The sequence below is a fragment of the Arthrobacter ginkgonis genome, from assembly GCF_039540195.1.
GTDB lineage: Bacteria > Actinomycetota > Actinomycetes > Actinomycetales > Micrococcaceae > Zafaria > Zafaria ginkgonis.
Genome location: NZ_BAABEO010000006.1, coordinates 140,040 through 157,443, shown reverse-complemented (window position 1 = coordinate 157,443; position 17,404 = coordinate 140,040). Strand labels below are relative to the sequence as shown.

At 70.2% G+C, this 17,404-nt stretch carries 13 protein-coding genes, 1 pseudogene and 4 riboswitches; of the genes and pseudogenes, 5 read left to right on the top strand and 9 right to left on the bottom strand.

Going from position 1 to position 17,404, the window contains the following annotated elements; translation table 11 throughout:
* Positions 1–795 (bottom strand): methionine ABC transporter ATP-binding protein, encoded by a 795-nt coding sequence (locus ABD912_RS02225; RefSeq protein ID WP_345148139.1) that lies wholly within the window; start codon positions 793–795, stop codon positions 1–3.
* A 104-nt stretch (positions 796–899) separates the two neighbouring features.
* Positions 900–989, bottom strand: a riboswitch (SAM riboswitch).
* Between the two features lie 375 nt (positions 990–1,364).
* Between ABD912_RS02225 and ABD912_RS02220 the strand changes: the two genes are divergently transcribed.
* A complete protein-coding gene (locus tag ABD912_RS02220) occupies positions 1,365–1,772 on the top strand; it encodes a hypothetical protein (RefSeq protein ID WP_345148137.1) in 408 nt (135 codons plus the stop codon).
* 41 nt (positions 1,773–1,813) lie between these two features.
* Here the strand turns inward: ABD912_RS02220 and ABD912_RS02215 are convergent, their stop codons facing one another.
* Positions 1,814–2,956 carry a PucR family transcriptional regulator gene (locus ABD912_RS02215; RefSeq protein WP_345148135.1) on the bottom strand — a complete coding sequence of 381 codons (1,143 nt, stop codon included), beginning with the start codon at positions 2,954–2,956 and terminating at the stop codon, positions 1,814–1,816.
* 228 nt (positions 2,957–3,184) lie between these two features.
* On the opposite strand from ABD912_RS02215, the gene ABD912_RS02210 reads away from it, so the two are divergent.
* Positions 3,185–4,528 carry an ArgE/DapE family deacylase gene (locus ABD912_RS02210; RefSeq protein WP_345148133.1) on the top strand — a complete coding sequence of 448 codons (1,344 nt, stop codon included), beginning with the start codon at positions 3,185–3,187 and terminating at the stop codon, positions 4,526–4,528.
* 109 nt (positions 4,529–4,637) lie between these two features.
* On the opposite strand, the gene ABD912_RS02205 is transcribed toward ABD912_RS02210, so the two are convergent.
* Both ABD912_RS02205 and ABD912_RS02200 read right to left on the bottom strand, forming a co-directional pair.
* Positions 4,638–6,053, bottom strand: coding sequence for an LLM class flavin-dependent oxidoreductase (locus ABD912_RS02205; protein ID WP_345148132.1), 1,416 nt, complete (start codon positions 6,051–6,053; stop codon positions 4,638–4,640).
* Between the two features lie 121 nt (positions 6,054–6,174).
* Positions 6,175–6,263: riboswitch (SAM riboswitch) on the bottom strand.
* 190 nt (positions 6,264–6,453) lie between these two features.
* Complete coding sequence (locus ABD912_RS02200; protein WP_345148130.1) at positions 6,454–7,956, bottom strand: acyl-CoA dehydrogenase family protein; 1,503 nt, start codon at positions 7,954–7,956, stop codon at positions 6,454–6,456.
* A gap of 9 nt (positions 7,957–7,965) precedes the next feature.
* Positions 7,966–8,063: riboswitch (SAM riboswitch) on the bottom strand.
* Positions 8,064–8,470: 407 nt separating this feature from the next.
* Positions 8,471–8,566, top strand: a riboswitch (SAM riboswitch).
* 5 nt (positions 8,567–8,571) lie between these two features.
* Between ABD912_RS02200 and acs the strand changes: the two genes are divergently transcribed.
* Complete coding sequence (gene acs, locus ABD912_RS02195; protein ID WP_345148127.1) at positions 8,572–10,536, top strand: acetate--CoA ligase; 1,965 nt, start codon at positions 8,572–8,574, stop codon at positions 10,534–10,536.
* Between the two features lie 48 nt (positions 10,537–10,584).
* On the opposite strand, the gene ABD912_RS02190 is transcribed toward acs, so the two are convergent.
* The 4 genes from ABD912_RS02190 to ABD912_RS02175 form a co-directional block, all read right to left on the bottom strand.
* The gene (locus ABD912_RS02190) at positions 10,585–11,613 is read right to left on the bottom strand and encodes an AraC family transcriptional regulator (protein WP_345148125.1); all 1,029 of its coding nucleotides are present in this window, start codon (positions 11,611–11,613) and stop codon (positions 10,585–10,587) included.
* Between the two features lie 150 nt (positions 11,614–11,763).
* A complete protein-coding gene (locus ABD912_RS02185; RefSeq protein ID WP_345148124.1) occupies positions 11,764–12,864 on the bottom strand; it encodes an LLM class flavin-dependent oxidoreductase in 1,101 nt (366 codons plus the stop codon).
* Positions 12,865–12,923: 59 nt separating this feature from the next.
* Entirely contained in the window at positions 12,924–13,421 is a 498-nt protein-coding gene (locus ABD912_RS02180; RefSeq protein ID WP_345148123.1) for a flavin reductase family protein, read from the bottom strand.
* Between the two features lie 189 nt (positions 13,422–13,610).
* Positions 13,611–14,450, bottom strand: coding sequence for a cyclase family protein (locus ABD912_RS02175; protein ID WP_345148122.1), 840 nt, complete (start codon positions 14,448–14,450; stop codon positions 13,611–13,613).
* 304 nt (positions 14,451–14,754) lie between these two features.
* Between ABD912_RS02175 and ABD912_RS02170 the strand changes: the two genes are divergently transcribed.
* On the top strand, positions 14,755–16,464 hold the full coding sequence (locus ABD912_RS02170; protein WP_345148120.1) for a thiamine pyrophosphate-binding protein: 1,710 nt from the start codon (positions 14,755–14,757) through the stop codon (positions 16,462–16,464).
* 186 nt (positions 16,465–16,650) lie between these two features.
* Positions 16,651–17,187: a MarR family winged helix-turn-helix transcriptional regulator gene (locus tag ABD912_RS02165; protein WP_345148119.1), complete on the top strand. Its 537-nt coding sequence runs from the start codon at positions 16,651–16,653 to the stop codon at positions 17,185–17,187.
* On the opposite strand, the pseudogene ABD912_RS02160 reads toward ABD912_RS02165, so the two are convergent.
* A pseudogene (locus ABD912_RS02160) lies at positions 17,184–17,402 on the bottom strand (helix-turn-helix transcriptional regulator); the annotation flags it as partial. The gene ABD912_RS02165 and the pseudogene ABD912_RS02160 sit on opposite strands and share 4 nt — an antisense overlap.
* Positions 17,403–17,404: the final 2 nt, after the last annotated feature.

Sequence of the window (17,404 nt, the reverse complement as noted above, 5' to 3'; positions counted from 1 at the left end):
TTAGACAAGGGAGGTCTCCTTCGGCTGGACGCGCTGGCGGCGTTCGAGGGCGATTTCGTCGCTGATCAGGTAGCGGCCGATCTGGGTGGCCGGGCTGAAGCCGGGGCGCTCCAGTTCGGCGAGGTCGAACTGCTCCACGAGGGCGCCGTCCTCCATCACGGCCACGTTGTCCGCGATGGCCTTGATGACGTTCATCTCGTGGGTGACGATCACCGTGGTGATGCCCAGCTGGGCGTTGATGTCGGAGAGGTACTGGAGCACCGAGGCGGTGGTGCGCGGGTCGACGGCGGAGGTCGGCTCGTCGCAGAGCAGCACCTTCGGCTCGGTCGCCAGCGCGCGGGCGATCGCGACGCGCTGCTTCTGCCCGCCGGAGAGCCGGCCCGGGTAGGACGAGGCCTTGTCGGCGAGGTCCACGATCTCCAGGGCCTCCTGCGCACGGCGGCGGCGGTCCTTCTTGCCCACGCCGGCGAACTTCAGGCTCAGCTCCACGTTCTGCAGGGCCGTGCGGTTGTTCAGCAGGTTGAAGTGCTGGAAGATCATGCCGATCTGGTGGCGCTCGCGGCGCAGTTCCTCGTCGCCGAGCGCGGTGAGGTCGGTGCCGTCGACGACGACGCTGCCGGAGGTGGGACGCTCAAGCAGGTTGATGTTGCGCAGCAGCGTGGACTTGCCGGCACCGGAGAACCCGATGATGCCCTGGATGGACCCGCGCGGGATCTCCAGGGACACGGCGTCCACGGCCGTGAAGTTCTGTCCCGCGGTCGTGAAGACCGTCGAGACGTCCCGGATGCTGATCATGTGGCCTCCTCAGGTCGTCCCGAGGAAGAGGCTGCCGTGCCCGCCGCCCGAAAAAGCGCGCAACGGCGCGGTGAATCGGACCGGAAGGCTCGTCGGCGAGGGCTTCTCCATCGGTCCTGGCATTAGCACCGTCCCCCGAAGGGCGGTTGCTGCGGCGTCACTGAGCCAGGTCTCTTAGCCGCTCTGGATGGTCTTGCAGGTAGGTGTTGCGAAATGTGTCGGCCCTGCGGCCTCCATGACGTCAATCATGACCGCATTTCCTTCGATCGGGCAAACCAATCGCGCCGCGCGGTGAAATGAATAGTCTTAAACCGACACAAAAGTGCGCTTTCCTTCGGCCCGCACTAAATAGCGCGGCGTGCATGCCGTTGCGTCGGGTGCATGACGACGCGTCGCCCGCAAACGACGCACGGGCATGCAAATTGAGAGCGGCTCCCTCGCCGCCTACCGTTTCGGCGGCTCCCACACCTCGCTTCGCTCGGTGCGGGACCCTCGCCGCCTACCGTTTCGGCGGCTCCCACACCTCGCTTCGCTCGGTGCGGGACCCTCGCCGCCTACACTTAGCCTTGATGCGGGAGATGCTGGAGACGATCGGTCCGGCCCTGGAGATGGTCGGCTGGGCCGCTGGCGTGCCCGCAATCGCCCTGCTGGTGACGGCGTGGATCCTGCGCCGGCACTACCGCCACTGGCGCCCCTCCCCCGCGGAGGTCCGCATCCTGGAAGGCCAGCCCTGCGCCGTATGGACCGCCCCGGACGGGACCGCGGTCTCCGGCCTGCTCACCGGCGACGCCGCACCCCCGGGCAGCACGATCACCATCTACCACCAGGACCCGGACTGGCACGTCTGGCTCACCCACGAGCCCCCGGACCGCTCGCGCCCCATCCGCACCGCTGGGTGGGTGCTGCTCGCCGTTGCGGTGTTGGCCAACGTCGTGGGCCTGGCCGCCGCCCTCATGCCCCATCCTCCCGTGACCTAAACCGCGCCAACCTGGTCCGCGCCAACCCAGTCCTCGCCAACCTAGTCCGCGCCGGGCGGCGCATCGGCGGCGACTGCCAACTGGATCAGGGCCGCCTGCCGCGGCACGGCGGGATCGAGGCCGGTGAGCTGCGTGAAGCGGCGCAACCGGTTCAGCACGGTGTTGCGGTGGCAGTAAAGCGCGGCTGCGGTGTCGGTGACGGACCCGTTCCCGGCGAACACCCGCACGGCTTCCAGGAGATTCTCCCGGTCGTGCCGGGCCAGGCCCTCGAGCGGGGCCAGCCGTTCGCGGGCAAAGGATTCGGCCACCGGTCCCAGCCGGAGCGCCATCAGCCGGTCCCAGGAGCGGTCGAGGGTCGCGGCCGCGGCCGCCGATTCGACCAGCCGTCCCAGCTCGCAGGCCACGGTCCACATCGCCGGCAGCTGGTCCACTCCGCGGGCCGGCGGCGAGATGCCCGCGGGCATGGCCGCAAGCGCCGCCACCAGCTTCGGATCGAGCCCGGCCGAGGCGTCGATGATGCAGAACTCGATGCCGTCCAGGGTGTCCAGCGGCGTGCCGGGCAGGTGCTCGGTCATCAGGTCACGGAAGCGCCGGGCGTGGTCGGGGCACCCGGCGGCCACCACGAAGGTCCCGTCGATCCGCAGTCCCAGCGCGTCGGCGGCCTCGGCGCGAAGCCGGGCGTCGCCGGTGCCGGCCAGCAGGTGCCGCAGGAGGAAGGCGCGCTCCAGTTCCACCTCGCGGTTGGTCCGGGCCACCTCGTCCATGTAGCCGGCATGGACGTTGACGGTGTGTGTCTCCACGGTTTCCCAGATGGCCACCACTTCGGCGGAGAACTCCGCCCTGTCCGCGTCGTCCACGTAGGCGCCCATCGCCTCCCACAGGAAGCGGAAATCCATCCGGACCGCGCGCAGGAGCGAATCCAGCGGCACGCCTTGGGTCGCACGGCGCCTGCCCACCTCCGCGGACACCCGCGCCAGTTCCTCGGCGGTCGACTCTCCGGCGATCAGCCGGAACACCGTGCCCAGCATCTGCCGGGCCGTCCGGTACAGCTCCTCGTCCCCGACCACCGTGGTGAGGTAGCCCGGCAGGCGCCGAACCTCGGCCACGTACCGCTGCGAGATGGCGTCCAGGTCGGCCAGGCAGAGCAGCGCCACGCGCCGGCTCATCGCGTCCGGATTGTGCATCCACACATCCTATGGCCCGCATCGGCTGCGTTCATCGATTGCCGGGGCGGTCCTGGACCCTCGAAAATTGACGGAGACCCGGCGGCCGGTTGGCCCGCCGTCGACCTATCCACCCCGCCGTCGGCCTATCCGAGCTGCCCCGCCCGCTTGGTCCCCGGTGGAGATTCACACAGCGCGGGGCGCCCCGCGACCTCCACTCCGGCCCGGAAACCCCCAAGGAAAGACACCATGCCCCTGGACCCCCGTCACGCCCGCGCGATCCTCGACGCCGTCGACGCGAACTTCGACGCCCAACTCGCCTTCACCCAGGACCTGGTCCGCCACCCGTCCCTGCGCAACCAGGAATCCTCGGCGCAGGACTTCCTCTACGAAGCGATGGCCGCCCGGCGGCTGGAGATGGACCGCTGGGAGCTCGATCCCGCGGACCTCGCCACGTACCCCGGCGCCGGCGCGGTCGCCGTCCCCTACACGGACATGACCAACGTCGTGGGAACCTACACCCCGGCCCTCGAAGACCTGGAGCGGGAAGAGGGGCGCTCGCTGATCCTCAACGGCCACGTCGACGTGGTCCCGGAGGGCCCCCTTGCGGAGTGGAGCCGGTCCCCGTGGGACGCGGCCATCGTCGACGGCTGGCTCTACGGGCGCGGCAGCGGCGACATGAAGGCCGGGCTCGCGGCCAACCTCTTCGCCTTCGACGCCGTCCTCGCGGCGGGGCTGGTCCCCCAGGGCAGGATCCACTTCCAGTCCGTGGTGGAGGAGGAATGCACGGGCAACGGGTCGCTGGCGGCCCTGCAGCGCGGCTACACCGCCGATGCCGTGATCATCCCGGAGCCGGAGGAGAACATGCTGGTCCGCGCCAATGTCGGGGTGATCTGGTTCAAGGTCCGCGTCCGGGGCAACCCCACCCACCCGCGGGAAATGACCAAGGGCTTCAACGCCATCGATGCGGCGCACACCGTCATGGCACGGCTGCGCGAGCTGGAGCGGGCCTGGAACGCGGAGAAGTCCTCCCACCGGTACTTCGAGGACCTGGAGCACCCCATCAACTTCAACCTCGGCGGCATCCAGGGAGGGGACTGGCCCTCCAGCGTGCCGGCGTGGTGCGAGCTGGACGTGCGGATCGCCCTGTACCCGGGCATGGGCGCCGACGAGGCCTGGGGCCACATCCAGGAGTGCCTCGGGCGGATCGACCAAGACGAGTTGGGCAACCCGATTTCCACCGCGGCCACCCGCACCGGGTTCTACTCGGAGGGCTACGTGCTGGAGGAGGGAAGCGACGCGGAGGAGGTCCTGCGCACGTCCCACCGGGCCGCCTTCGGCGAGGAACTGCAGACATTCACCACCCCCGGGTACCTCGACGGCCGCGTGTTCGCGCTCTACGCGGGCATCCCGGCGCTGGTGTACGGGCCGGTGTCCGAGGCCATCCACGGCTACGACGAGCGGGTCGAGCTCGAATCCGTGCGCCGGGTGACCAAGTCGATCGCCCTGTTCATCGCCGAATGGTGTGGCGTCGCCGAGCAGGCGCAGTTGGCCGGGGCCACTTCCGCGGGCCACGGCGAAGCCGGCCTCTGATCCCGGCACCGCCTGGGACCGGTGCCATACGGGCCGGAAACGTACGACGGCGGCACTGTACCTTCCGCGCGGAAGGTGCAGTGCCGCCGTCGTACCGGTGGGTTTTCCGCTACTGCCCGGTGACGGCCGGCTGCAGGCGGAAGGCCGCACCGCGGTGGGCCTCGGGAAGCTTGTCGCCCTTGCCGAACAGCTTGTGGCGCAGCGTGCCCTCGACGTATTCGGTCGGGTAGGCGCCGAGCTTCTGCAGTTCGGGGACGATGAACTCGACGATGTCCTCGAAGGTGCCCGGGGTGATCGCGTAGGCCAGGTTGAAGCCGTCGACGTCGGTCTCCTCGACCCAGTCGATGAGCTCGCGGGCCACCTCTTCGGCCGAGCCGACGGTGATCGGGCCGAAGCCGCCGACGCCGACCCACTCGGCTAGCTGGCGCACGGTCCACGGCTTGCCCTCATCGCCGGAGGCCTTCTGGAAGGTGGCGACGGAGGACTGGATGGCGTTGGACTTCACGTCGCCGATGGGCTCGTCCGGGTTGAAGGTGGACAGGTCAACGCCCATCCAGCCGGAGATCAGCGCCAGCGCGCCCTGGATGTCCGCGTAGGACTTGTACTCCTCGAACTTGGCCCGGGCGGTGGCGTTGTCGGCACCGGTCACCACGGTCTGCATCGTGTAGATGCGGATGTCGTAGCGGCCGCGGCCGGCGGCCTCCGCGGCGTCGCGGATCCTGGCCACGGTCTCCTTCAGCAGCTCCTTGGTGGGGCAGGTGACGAAGACGGCCTCGGCGTTCGTGGCGGCGAACTTCATGCCGCGCGGGGAGGCGCCGGCCTGGAAGATCACCGGGGTGCGCTGCGGGCTCGGCTCCGTGATGGCGATGCCCGGGACCTTGAAGTACTTGCCCTCGTGGTTGATCTCGTGGACCTTGGACTGGTCGGTGAAGACGCCGGACTCCACGTCCCGGACCACGGCGTCGTCCTCCCACGAGCCCTCGAGGAGCTTGTAGACGACCTCCAGGTACTCGTCGGCATGGTTGTAGCGCTCGTCGTGCTCCATCTGGTCTTCCTGGCCCATGTTGCGCGCGGCGGAGGGCAGGTAGCCGGTGACGACGTTCCAGCCGACGCGGCCGTTGGTCAGGTGGTCCAGCGTGGCCAGCCGGCGGGAGAACGGGTAGGGGTGCTCGTAGGCGGTGCCGGCGGTGACGCCGAAGCCAAGGTGCTCGGTGACGGCCGCCATGGCGGAGACCAGCATGAACGGGTCGTTGACCGGGACCTGGGCGGCGGTGCGGAGCGGAACCTCGTTGGTGCCGCCGAAGACGTCGTAGGTGCCCAGCACGTCGGCGATGAAGAGACCATCGAAGAGGCCCTTTTCCAGCACCTTGGCCAGGTGCGTCCAGTAGCCGATGGTGTTGTAGTCCGCGGACTTGTCCTGCGGATGGCGCCAGAGGCCCGGGGACTGGTGGCCCACGCAGTTCATGTCGAAGGCGTTGAAGCGGACGTGGCGGCGCTGCGGGACCTCGGGGCTGTTCCCTGTCACGGTGGTTCCTTCCGAAAGTGGCGGGCAATCCGTGGAGCCTGCACCGTCACGCACCTGCGGCCCGTCGGGCGCACGCGGGTGCGCGTGTCCGGTGTTTCCGGGGCTCAGGTGAATCGGGGATTCTCCATCGGTTCTGGCATTAGCACCGTCCCCGAAGGGTGGTTGCTGCGACGTCGACAAGCCAGGTCTCTCGGCCGCTCTGGATGGGTGCCGCCGGAAAACCGGACCGGCAACTCCATCCATGGAACCGCACTTCCTTCGACGCCTCAACCCGCGGGCGACTCATGGCGAAACAATTGGCCCGGTACGGGCGTGTCGCCTTCCGTTTATTCAAGGAGCCATCCCGCAAAGCGCGGGGCAGCAGGGTCCCTGCAAGAGAGCGGCCAGGGGTCCCCGCGCGCTAGGCCTGGGCGGCGTCCCCGACGGCGTCGAACTTGCGCGGGGCGGCCCCGTTGACCTCGTAGTCCCCGACGATCCGGGCCTTGTACATGGCCGGGTTGTGGGTGGCGACCGTGCGGGCGTTGCGCCAGTGCCGGTCCAGGTTGCACCCGCGGGCGGTCGAGGAGGCCCCGAGTCCGTCGAAGAGTTTGGTCGCCGCGGCCAGGACGATCGGCTGCACCGCCGCCTGCGCGCGGTTCGCGGCCAGTTCGCAGACCGCGTACTGCTCGGCGGGGGTCAGTCCGGGGGCGGCGATCACCGACTCGAGTTCCGCCACCGCGGCCAGGACCACGGCGTCCACGGTGAACGCCGACGCGGAGATCTCCCCCACCAGCTGCAGCACCTGCGGATCGTGGCGCGGGGACGCCCCGGTGCCGGTGCTGAAGGCGCGGGTGCGCTGCTGGACCGCGTTGCGGGCGTCGGCGAGCACCGCGCGGGAAATCCCGGCCTGCACGGCCAGCAGCACCAGCTGGAACACCGCCGATTCCGGGTGCACCACCAGGTCGGAGGGGGTCAGCAGGGTGTCCACCGGCACGTCGCGGAAGGTGGTGGAGCCGGTGCCGGTCAGCTGCTGCCCGAAGCCGTCCCAGTCGTCGAAGATCCGCACCCCCGAGTGCTGGGTGGGCACGACGGCGATGTGCCGGCCGGCCACGCCGGGCAGTTCCGCGGCCACGGCCACCCAGTCCGCGAAGATCGTCCCCGTGCAGTAGTACTTCTCCCCCGAGACCAGCCAGCCGCCGTCGCGCTCGCGCAGCACCGTGTTCAGCCGGCCCAGCGCGTTGCCGCCGCGTTCCGTGTAGGCGTTGCCGACCAGCTGCCCGGAGACGAAGCGGTCGAACCAGCGGCGGCGCTCCGCGCCGTCCTCCAGCAGCAGGATGGACTCGACGAAGCCGACGTGGGAGCGCAGCAGGTGGGCCACCTGCGAATCCGCCTCGGCCAGCTCGATCAGCAGCCGGAAGGTGTCGCTGAGCGAGGCCCCGTAGCCGCCGTCCGTGGCGGGCACGCGCACGGCGCCGAAGCGGACCTGGTTCAGCCAGGCGACCGGCTCGTACGGCAGGACGCGGCCGGCGTCGCGCTCGCGCGCGCCCTCGGCGATGCGCGCAAAAACGGGACGGAAGACCTCGGCGAGCTCGTCGTAGCCGCCGTCCGCGGGCACGCCGGGGGTGATCTTGATCAGGTGGCGGGGCGGAAGCGGGGCGCGGTGGGCGTCCAGGTCCACGGCGTCGAGGTCGGCGGCACCCAGGTCTCCCCCGTCCACGTGCACCGCGTCGAAGCTGGTGGCGTCGAAGCCCGTGGCATCGAAACTTCCCGCGTCGAAGGCGTCCTTGGCAAACCGGGTGGCGTCGTCATGGACCGCGTTGGGCTGGATCGCCTGGGTGGGGGCAGCAGGGGCCGGGGTTGCCTTGGCGCGGGCTCCATTGACTTGGATCCCATTGACACGGGCAGAGGCGGACGACAGGGACACGAGAATCACACTCCATCGGTTCTGGCGTGAGCACCTTCCGCCCGGATGCCGGGAAGGGGTTGCTGCGGCGTCATGGAGCCAGATCTCTCGGCCGCTCTGGATGGTTATGCACCATTGTTGTCACACGGATCCACGTCACGCCAAGTCCCCCCGCGTCACACCGCGTCACGTGCGGATCGAATTTTCTTTTATGCGGAGCCTTCTTTGGGGCTTCCGGCGCGGGAATCGGTGCCGGAAGTCCCGATTGTGGCCAAGAAATTTCACTCGTTTGCCTTCTCGGCCCCGGGAACCGCTCACCCCCGCGGGCCGTCCCGCGGCGTTTCACCAAAGCCAACCGCCCCCCCTCCTGCGTTTCGCCAAGGGTTGTTGCTGGGTTTGGGGCCAAAACCCAGCAACAACCCTTGGCGAAACGGAAAGCGGGAGCAGGAACCCTTGGCGAAACGCCGGCGCAATTGTTGCGTTTTCGGGCGCCCCGGTTTGCCCGCGGCACGCCCCATGTCTTTTAGTTGATGTGAAACCATCCCGAGCGGCCGAGAGATCTGGCTCCATGACGCCGCAGCAACCACGCAGGCCATGCCCGCGCAGGTGCTTCAGCCAGGACCGATGGAGCTGAGCATGACATTCGTTGACACTCCCGCCCGCACCGAGGCCGCCGAGAAGGCCTGGACAGAGGCCGAACGCATCGCGTTCTGGGAGGACGCCGCCCGCCGCCTGGAATGGGCCGAGCCCTGGCACACCGCGCACACCTCCACGGCGGTCGACCCCGCCGCCCGGCGCGGACCCGAGATCCGCTGGTTCGACGGCGGCAAGCTCAACGCGGCCGTGAACTGCGCCGACCGCCACGTGGCCGCCGGCCGCGGGGACAAGGTGGCCCTGCACTTCGAGGGCGAGCCGGGCGACCGCCGCACCGTCACCTACCGCGAGCTCCAGGAGCTGGTCTCCCAGGCGGCCAACGCGCTGCTGGAGCTGGGCATCACCAAGGGCGACCGCGTTGTCATCTACCTGCCCGTGCTGGTGGAAACCATCGTGATCACGCTGGCCTGCGCCCGCATCGGCGCCGTCCACTCGCTGGTGTTCGGCGGCTTCTCCGCCGAGGCGCTGCGCTTCCGCGTCGAGGACACCGGCGCCAAGCTGCTGGTCACCACCGACGGTCAGTTCCGCCGCGGCCAGGCCGTTCCGGTCAAGGAGCATGCCGACCAGGCCGTCTCCGGCGACAACGCGATCGAACACGTGCTGGTCCTCAACCGCACCGGGCACACCGACATCAACTGGGTCGAGGGCCGCGACGTGTGGTGGCACGACGTCGTCGACACCCAGCCGCGCACCCACGAGTCCGAGGCGTTCGACGCCGAGACCCCGCTGTTCATCATGTACACCTCCGGCACCACCGGCCAGCCCAAGGGCCTGGTCCACACCACCGGCGGCTACCTCACCCAGGCGTCGTGGAGCCACGAGTTCCTCTTCTCCAACCCGGACCCCGCCCAGCGCGACGCCGACGTGCACTGGTGCACCGCCGACCTGGCCTGGGTCACCGCGCACACCTACGAGATCTACGGGCCGCTCTCCAACGGCGTCACCCAGGTCATCTACGAGGGCGTCCCGAACGCCCCGCACCCGGGCCGCCACTTCGAGATCATCCAGCGCTACGGCGTGACCGCCTATTACACGGCCCCGACGCTGGTGCGTTCGCTCATGGGCTGGTTCCCGGAGGGCATTCCGGCCGAGTACGACCTCTCCTCGATCCGCCTGTGCGGCACGGTCGGCGAGGCCGTGAACCCGGAGGCGTGGAAGTGGCTGCGCACCCAGGTGGGCCGCAACACCCCGGCCGGCGTGCCCATGGTCGACACCTGGTGGCAGTCGGAGACCGGTTCGACCGTCCTCTCCCCCCGCCCGACGGATGCCTCCTTCAAGGGCGGCAGCGTCTCGCGCCCCCTGCCCGGCCTCGCCGTGGACATCGTGGACGACGCCGGCGCGGCCGTGCCGGCGGACACGCAGGGCAACATCGTGGTCACCAAGACGGGCCCGTCGATGGCCCGGACCGTCTGGGGGAACCCGGAGCGCTACTTCACCTCCTACTGGGAGAAGTACGCCGCCCAGGGCTGGTTCCTCGCCGGGGACGGCGCCCGCTTCGACGCCGACGGCGACATCTGGATCCTCGGCCGCACGGACGACGTCATCAACATCTCCGGGCACCGGCTGTCCACCATCGAGATCGAATCGGCGCTGGTGTCCCACCCCGCCGTCGTCGAGGCCGGCGTCTGCCCGACGGTCGACGCCAAGACCGGCCACGCGGCGACCGCGTTCGTGGTGCCGCTGGACAAGTCGCTGATCTCCGGAGCCTCCGCGGAGACGCAAGCCGCGGCGGCCGCCGAACTGCGCGAGCACGTCTCCAAGCAGATCGGGCCGATCGCCAAGCCGCGCGAGATCGTCTTCGTGCCGGACGTGCCCAAGACGCGTTCGGGCAAGATCATGCGCCGCCTGCTGACCCAGCTGTTCGAGGGCACCACGCTGGGCGACACCACCAGCCTGCAGAACGAGCCGTGCATCGCCGAGATCAAGGACATCTGCGAGGCGCGCTAGGAGAGGCCCGCCAGACCGCTGGCCCGCGCAACTTCCCAGGCCCCAGGCTCAGGACTTCGCGCGGGCCAGCGTCGCCGAGGGAGCCTCGCCGTAGCGTTGGAGGTAGTAGGCGGAGAACCTGCCCAAGTGGGAAAACCCCGAACCCGTCGCGGCGGCCGCGACGGTCAGGCGGTGGGCGCCGGAAGGGTCCTGCAGCAGGGCCCTCGCCCTCTCCAGCCGGATCTCGCGCAGCAGCTGCGACGGCGTCGTGTCCAGGAACTCGGCAAACGCGGCATGGAGCTGCCGGGGGCTGATGCCCACCGCGGCGGCCACGGCCTCCACCGTCAGCTCCTCGGCGCACCGCTGCTCCATGATCCGCCGGGCCGCGCGCACGTAGTCCGGGCCGGACCGCGCAACCGCCCGCTCCCCTGGCCCCTGACCGGCGCCGGACAGGGCCGCGGTCAGGTGCGGCGCCAGCCCCAGCGTCATGTTGGCCAGCAGCGAGGCCACCAGGGCCTGCCGGAAAATCCCGTCCTCCAGCAGCTGCCGGTCCTCAAGCGTTCGGCAGGCCTCGAGCCAGGCGGCGGAGACCAGGGCCGGCGCGGCCAGCTGCAGGGGCCGCTCCGAGGACAGCGACACCGGCGAGCGCAGCGGCCCGCCCAGACGGGATTCGAGCTGCGCCTCGATGATGCCGGCGTCCGTGGCGGCGACCAGGGCGCCGCGGACCGGATCCGGGGCCATTTGGGTGCGGTGGCGGGAACTCAGGGCAAAGGGGGTCGAGGCCACCCACCGGTTTTCGCAGGACTCCACGAACATGGGTCCCAGCGGGATGACGACGACGACGCGCCGTCCGGACGGCGGGCTGTCCACCGTCAGGCCCGCCCCGTACGCCACGTGGACGATGCCCAGGGGGCCCAGCTGCAGCCCGTGGACTGCTCCGTCGAGCCGGGTTCCCTGGTGCAGGAGAAGCTGGTGGTGCTCGCCGGTGAGGCCGTCGACGGCATCGCGGATCGCCCGGGGCGAGGTGCTGCGAGCCAAGGGGCGGCTGCCCAAGAGGGGCGCGTCGGCGAAGCCGTGCCTGTAATCGACCGTCGTCAAGGACCCTCCCTCCGGAACCGGCTGTTCAATGTTAGCCGATCGTGACGCTCGTCACAATATGCAGAGAGGGTGGGTGCCCGGCCACGGCGGAGGGGCCGGCCAAACGCCCGCCGCCCCCTCCGCCGCACGCCCCGCACCGGGCAGCTCCGGTCAGCGCGGCAGGCGCACGCCCTTGGCCTCCAGCCGCGGGAGGACCTCCTCGGCGAAGTACGGCAACTCGCCGGCGTAGTCCACGAACGCCAGGGTCATGCCAGCGAATCCGGCCTCGTGCACCGCGGCGATGGCGTCGGCGACGTCGTCCGGGGTGCCGAAGATCGGCAGCGATCCGTGCCCGGAAGCGAAGCGCGAGCGCATGGTCGCGAGCATCTCCGGAGTGAAGGACTGGGCATGCAGGCCCTGCAGGTTCATCAGGTAGTCCACGGCGCCCCAGTCCGCATTCTCCTCGGCGTAGTAGCGCACGTACTCCTCCGCCTCCTCGCGGGTGGGGCGGCAGACCACGTGCCCAAGCGTCAGGACGCCGACCTCGCGGTTGTGCTGGGAGCGGGCCTGCTCCTTCAGCGACGCCGCGATCCCGGCGCCCGTCTCGACGTCGGGAATGATGGTGAAGACGAAGTCGGAGTTCCGCGCGGCGAATTCCCGCCCCTGGCCGGAGGATCCGGCGTTCAGGATCGGCGCCCGGCCGCCCGCCGGCTTGGGGGCGGACTCGACGTGCTCCAGGGAGAAGAATTCGCCCTTGTGGTCGAAGATGTCCTCCCGCTGCCAGGCCTGGCGGATGATGTCCCACCACTCCTGGGCGAAGGCGTAGCGGGCATCGTGCTCCTGCGGCATGTCCACGCCCATGGCCTCGTATTCGGGCTGGTTCCAGCCGGCCACGATGTTCAGCCCCGCGCGGCCGCCGCCGATCTGGTCCAGGGTGGCGATCGCCTTGGCGATCACCAGCGGGTGGTTGAAGGCGGTATGGACGGTGGAGAAGACGGAAATGCGCTCGGTGGAGGCCAACAGGCCCGCGGCCCAGGCGATCGGGTCCAGCACCTGGCCGTGGAAGTTGGTTTCTCCCTTGTAGCCGATCCACCGGGCGATCGGGAGCAGGAAGTCGAAGCCGGCGGCGTCGGCGATCTTGGCCATGCGCAGGTTGTCCTCCCAGCTGGCGCTCCATCGCTCATCGATCTTGGTCACGGCCAAACCGCCGGAGCAGTTGGCGGAGAAGAGGCCCAGCTTGAAGTCGCGGCCGTCGAGAACGGTACGGGTCATGTCTGACTCCTTTGTCAGTGGTGGGTGTGGTGGGTGTGGTGGGTGGTTCGGGGGTCGGGCTAGCGCCGCGCGGGCTGCCGGCGGGCCGGCGTCCGCGAGTGGGTGGCGGTAGTGGCGGCGGCATGGATGGCGCGGACCTCGCCGATGATGATGACGTGGTCCCCGCCGTCGTAGCGGTTCCAGGTGATGCAGTCCAGGCGCACGGGGACGCCGTCCAGCGCGGGCGATCCCACGGTGCTGGGCGTGGTGTGCAGGCCGGCGAACTTGTCGGCGCCCCGCGCCGCGAAGCGCGGGACCAGGTCGGCGTTCTCCTTGCCCAGGATGTGCACGGAGAAGGCCTCCGTGCTGCACCAGACGTCGAAGCTGGAGGAGCCGCGGTCCACGCACCAGGACACGAGCGCCGGCTCCAGCGACACCGAGGTGAAGCTGTTGCTGACGATCCCTGCATGCGTTCCGTCCCGGCCGGTGGCCGTGACGACCGTGACGCCGGCGGTCCAGTGGCGCATCGCCAACCGCAGTTCCTCGGCCTGCACGGGGGCGTGGAGTGAGAGGTTCATCGGTGCTCCTGGAAGATGTGTGGAGGGGATGTGCTGATCGGGTGTAAAGATCCTCCCAAGGCCGCCGCGGGCCCGGCTATCCGATCCCTGCGCTCCCCTATCCGTTTTCGGCGGGTGGCTGGCGGCCCATGGAAAAGCCCCGGGGTGCTCCAAGCACCCCGGGGCTTCCATGCGGTTCGACGGCGGCGATCAGGCCTTGGGGATGAACGCGAGGACGCGGGCGGGACTGCCGGTGCCGCCGACGATCGGCAGCGGGGCGACCACGACCATGGCGCCGGTGGCCGGCAGCTTGGCCAGGTTCTGCAGGGAGGTGATGCCGTACTTGTCCGCACCCAGCAGGAAGTGGTGCATCGGGAACGGGGGATTCAGGGCCCCGGCGTTGCCGGCGTCGATGCCCACGGTCTCGGCCCCGAACCCGGCGATCCCGGTCCCGGCCAGCCACTCGGCGGCCTCGGCGGTGACGCCGGGGGTGTGGGAGCCGTTCTCGTCCGTGTTCAGGAACCTCGCCCGGTCCTGGGCGTAGGCGTCCCAGCCGGTGCGGTAGAGGACCCACCCGCCCTCCGGCAGCGGTCCGTGCTCGTCCTCCCATGCCTGAAGGTGGTGAACGTCGAGCAGGAAGTCCGGGTTGGCGGCGGCCTCGGCGGTGAAGTCCAGCACGACGGCGGGCCCGACCAGGCGCTCGGGCGGGATGGACGCGACGTCGTGGCCGTCGCGGCCGGTGATCCAGTGGATGGGGGCGTCCAGGTGGGTGCCGATGTGCTCGCCGGTGTGGATGTTGGCGTGCTTCCAGTAGGGCCCGGGCTCGTTGTACTCGCTGACCGTCTCGAGACTGAAGTCGATCAGGTTCGCGAACGGCTCCGGCAGGCGCAGGGTCGGAGTGTCGGCGCTGAGGCGGTTGGTCAGGTCCGCGATCTCCACCGCGCCGGCGGCCAGCGCTGCCAGGAAACCGGCCACGGGGCCGGCCGCCGGATCCCCGGCCTGGCCGGTGGCGGTGGAGCCGGTTGCGGGTGCTGCGGCTTCAAAAGTCATGTCATCCAACTTTCAGGGGTGTGGGGTCCGGCCATGAAGGAGGCGGGTGCCACCTGTCTACCATCGGAGGAGGGAGGCATTCCAGAGGCTGCCGCAGATTTATAGATCGTTATAGACGATCGTCATCTTTGCGTCATATCATTCACTCCAAGATGCGGATCGATGGCCACGCTGGCTGCGCTCCCCGGCACGCCGGCGCCTTCCGGACCATGCCCCGAGGAACGGGCAGTGCCCCCAAACCGGCCCGCGACCGCAGGCCCGACGCCGCCCGGACGGCCGGGCCGATCGACAAAAGGAGACTTCCATGACTGCCACCACCACCCACACCGAGCCCGCCTCCGCCGAGGGCGCGGCAGCGCCGGCGGAGAACGTCGCCGAGGCCGTCGGGCGCACCCTGGCCCAGTTGGGCGCCGGCCACGTCTTCGGCGTGGTGGGCAGCGGCAACTTCGTGGTCACCAACGCGCTGCGCCGGGCCGGGGTCCCGTTCACCGCGGCCCGGCACGAGGGCGGGGCCGCGACCATGGCCGACGCCTACGGGCGCATGTCCGGCAAGGTCGGCGTCGCCACCACCCACCAGGGCTGCGGACTGACCAACGCCGTTACCGGCATCGGCGAGGCCGCCAAGAGCCGCACCCCGATGATCGTGCTGACCGCGGACACCGCGGCCTCGGCCATCCGCTCCAACTTCAAGATCGACCAGGACGCGCTCGCGCGCAGCGTCGGCGCCGTCGCCGAGCGCATCCATTCGCCACAGAGCGCCGTCGCGGACACCGTGCGCGCCTTCCGCACCGCAGTCAACGAGCGCCGCACCGTGGTGCTGTCGCTGCCCACCGACATCCAGGCCGCGCCGCTGCCGGCCCCCCGGCCCTCCGCCGTCGAGCCGCTTCCGGCGCCTCAGACGGTCCGCCCGAACGGCGCCGCCGTCGCGCAACTGGCCGAGCTGATCCGCGCCGCCCAGCGCCCGGTCTTCGTGGCCGGCCGCGGCGGCCGGAGCGCAGGCCCGGAGATCGCGGCCCTCGCCGAGGCGGGCGGTGCGCTTTTGGCCACCTCCGCGGTCGCCAACGGCCTGTTCGCCCAGGACCCGTTCAGCCTGGGCATTTCGGGCGGCTTCTCCTCCCCCTTCACCGCGGCGACCATCGCCGACGCGGACCTGATCGTCGGCTGGGGCTGCGCGCTGAACATGTGGACCATGCGCCACGGCTCGCTGATCGGCGCCGGCGCCACGGTGGTCCAGGTGGACGTCGAGGACTCCGGCCTGGGAGCCAACCGGCCCATCGACCTGGGCGTGCTCGGGGACTGCGCGCAGACCGCCGCCGCGGTGCTGGAGGAGTTGCGCGCGGCGGGCCACGCCGCCGTCGGCCTGCGGACCCCGGACATGGCGGCCAGGATCGCCGCCGAATCCCGCTGGAACGACGTGGCAACCGAGGACATCTCCACGGAGGAGGCCATCGATCCGCGCGTGCTCAGCCGCGAGCTGGACAGGCTGCTGCCGGCCGAGCGGATCGTGTCCATCGATTCGGGCAACTTCATGGGCTACCCGAGCACCTACCTGTCGGTGCCGGACGAGTTCGGGTTCTGCTTCACCCAGGCGTTCCAGTCGATCGGGCTGGGGCTGTACACGGCCATCGGCGCGGCGACCGCGCGTCCGGACCGGCTGCCGGTGCTCGGCACCGGCGACGGCGGGTTCCTGATGTCCATCTCCGAACTCGAAACCGCCGTCCGGGAGGGGATCCCGCTGGTGGCCATCGTCTACAACGACTCCGCATATGGGGCCGAGGTGCACCACTTCGACGTCGACGACGAGGACCTCGAGGTGGTCAGGTTCCCGCTGGTGGACATCGCCTCGATCGCCCGCGGCTACGGCGCCGCGGCCGTGACGGTCAAAACCGCGGCGGACCTGGCGGGGGTGCGGGAATGGCTGGTGGGCCCGCGCACGACGCCGCTGGTCATCGACGCGCGCATCGCCTCCGACGGCGGCGCATGGTGGCTGGCGGAGGCGTTCAAGGGCCACTAGCCGCAGGCCCCCGCCGCCGACGACGTGGCGGCGGGGACCGGGGCCCGCACGGCCCGGCGGGCCCGTCGGGTAACGTGTAACACAAGCGTTCGTTCCCGCGGAATTCCGCTTCCGCACCCTGCCGTGGAACCCCGCCACAGCACCCCGCCGTGGCGTTGCGGGAACACCCCGTCCCCGAGGAGTGCCGTGGAACCAGTACAGGATCCGGCACAGGAGCCGCATCCCGCCGCACAGCCGGCCACCAGCGACCTGTTCTACGTGGTCTTCCGCCTTCACCGAGCGATGTCGCGGGCGTTCGAAACGGTGGCGCTGCGCCAACGGCTCACCCAGCCCGAGCTGCTCGCCTGCCTGGTGCTGGCCGAGGGCCGCCCGCTCTCCAACGCGCAGCTGGCCCGGCGCACGTTCGTCACCGCGCAGGCCTCCCACGAGGTGGTGGCCGCACTGGTGGAGCGCGGCCTGGTGGATCGGGAGAACCACCAGACGAACAAGCGCATCCGCCTGGTGTTCCTTACCGAGCTGGGCTGGTCCGTGGTGCAGACGTGCCGCACCGAGCTGGACGTGCTGGAGGAACGCATCCTGGCCAACCATTCCGCCGACCAGCACCGGGCCCTGCTGCCCTCCCTGCTGCGCGCCGCGGAGACGCTGGCCGGCGGCTACTTCGGCGACGAGGCCGCCGAGTCCGAGGCCCTGGAGCTCCGCGGCAAGTTCAAGGGCACGTTCTAGGGCTTAGCAACACACGCTGGCTCGAAATCCTGTTGCGCGCTCACCGTGCCATCCCGACAGCCAGTCATTGCTCGTCGAAAAACCTCTTCGATCTTCATGTCGAACAGCCTCGCGATCCGGAAGGCGATCGGGAGGCTCGGATCGAACTTGCCTGTCTCGATCGCGTTGATTGTTTGCCGCGACACTTGCACCCGCTCAGCTACATCCGCTTGGGTCC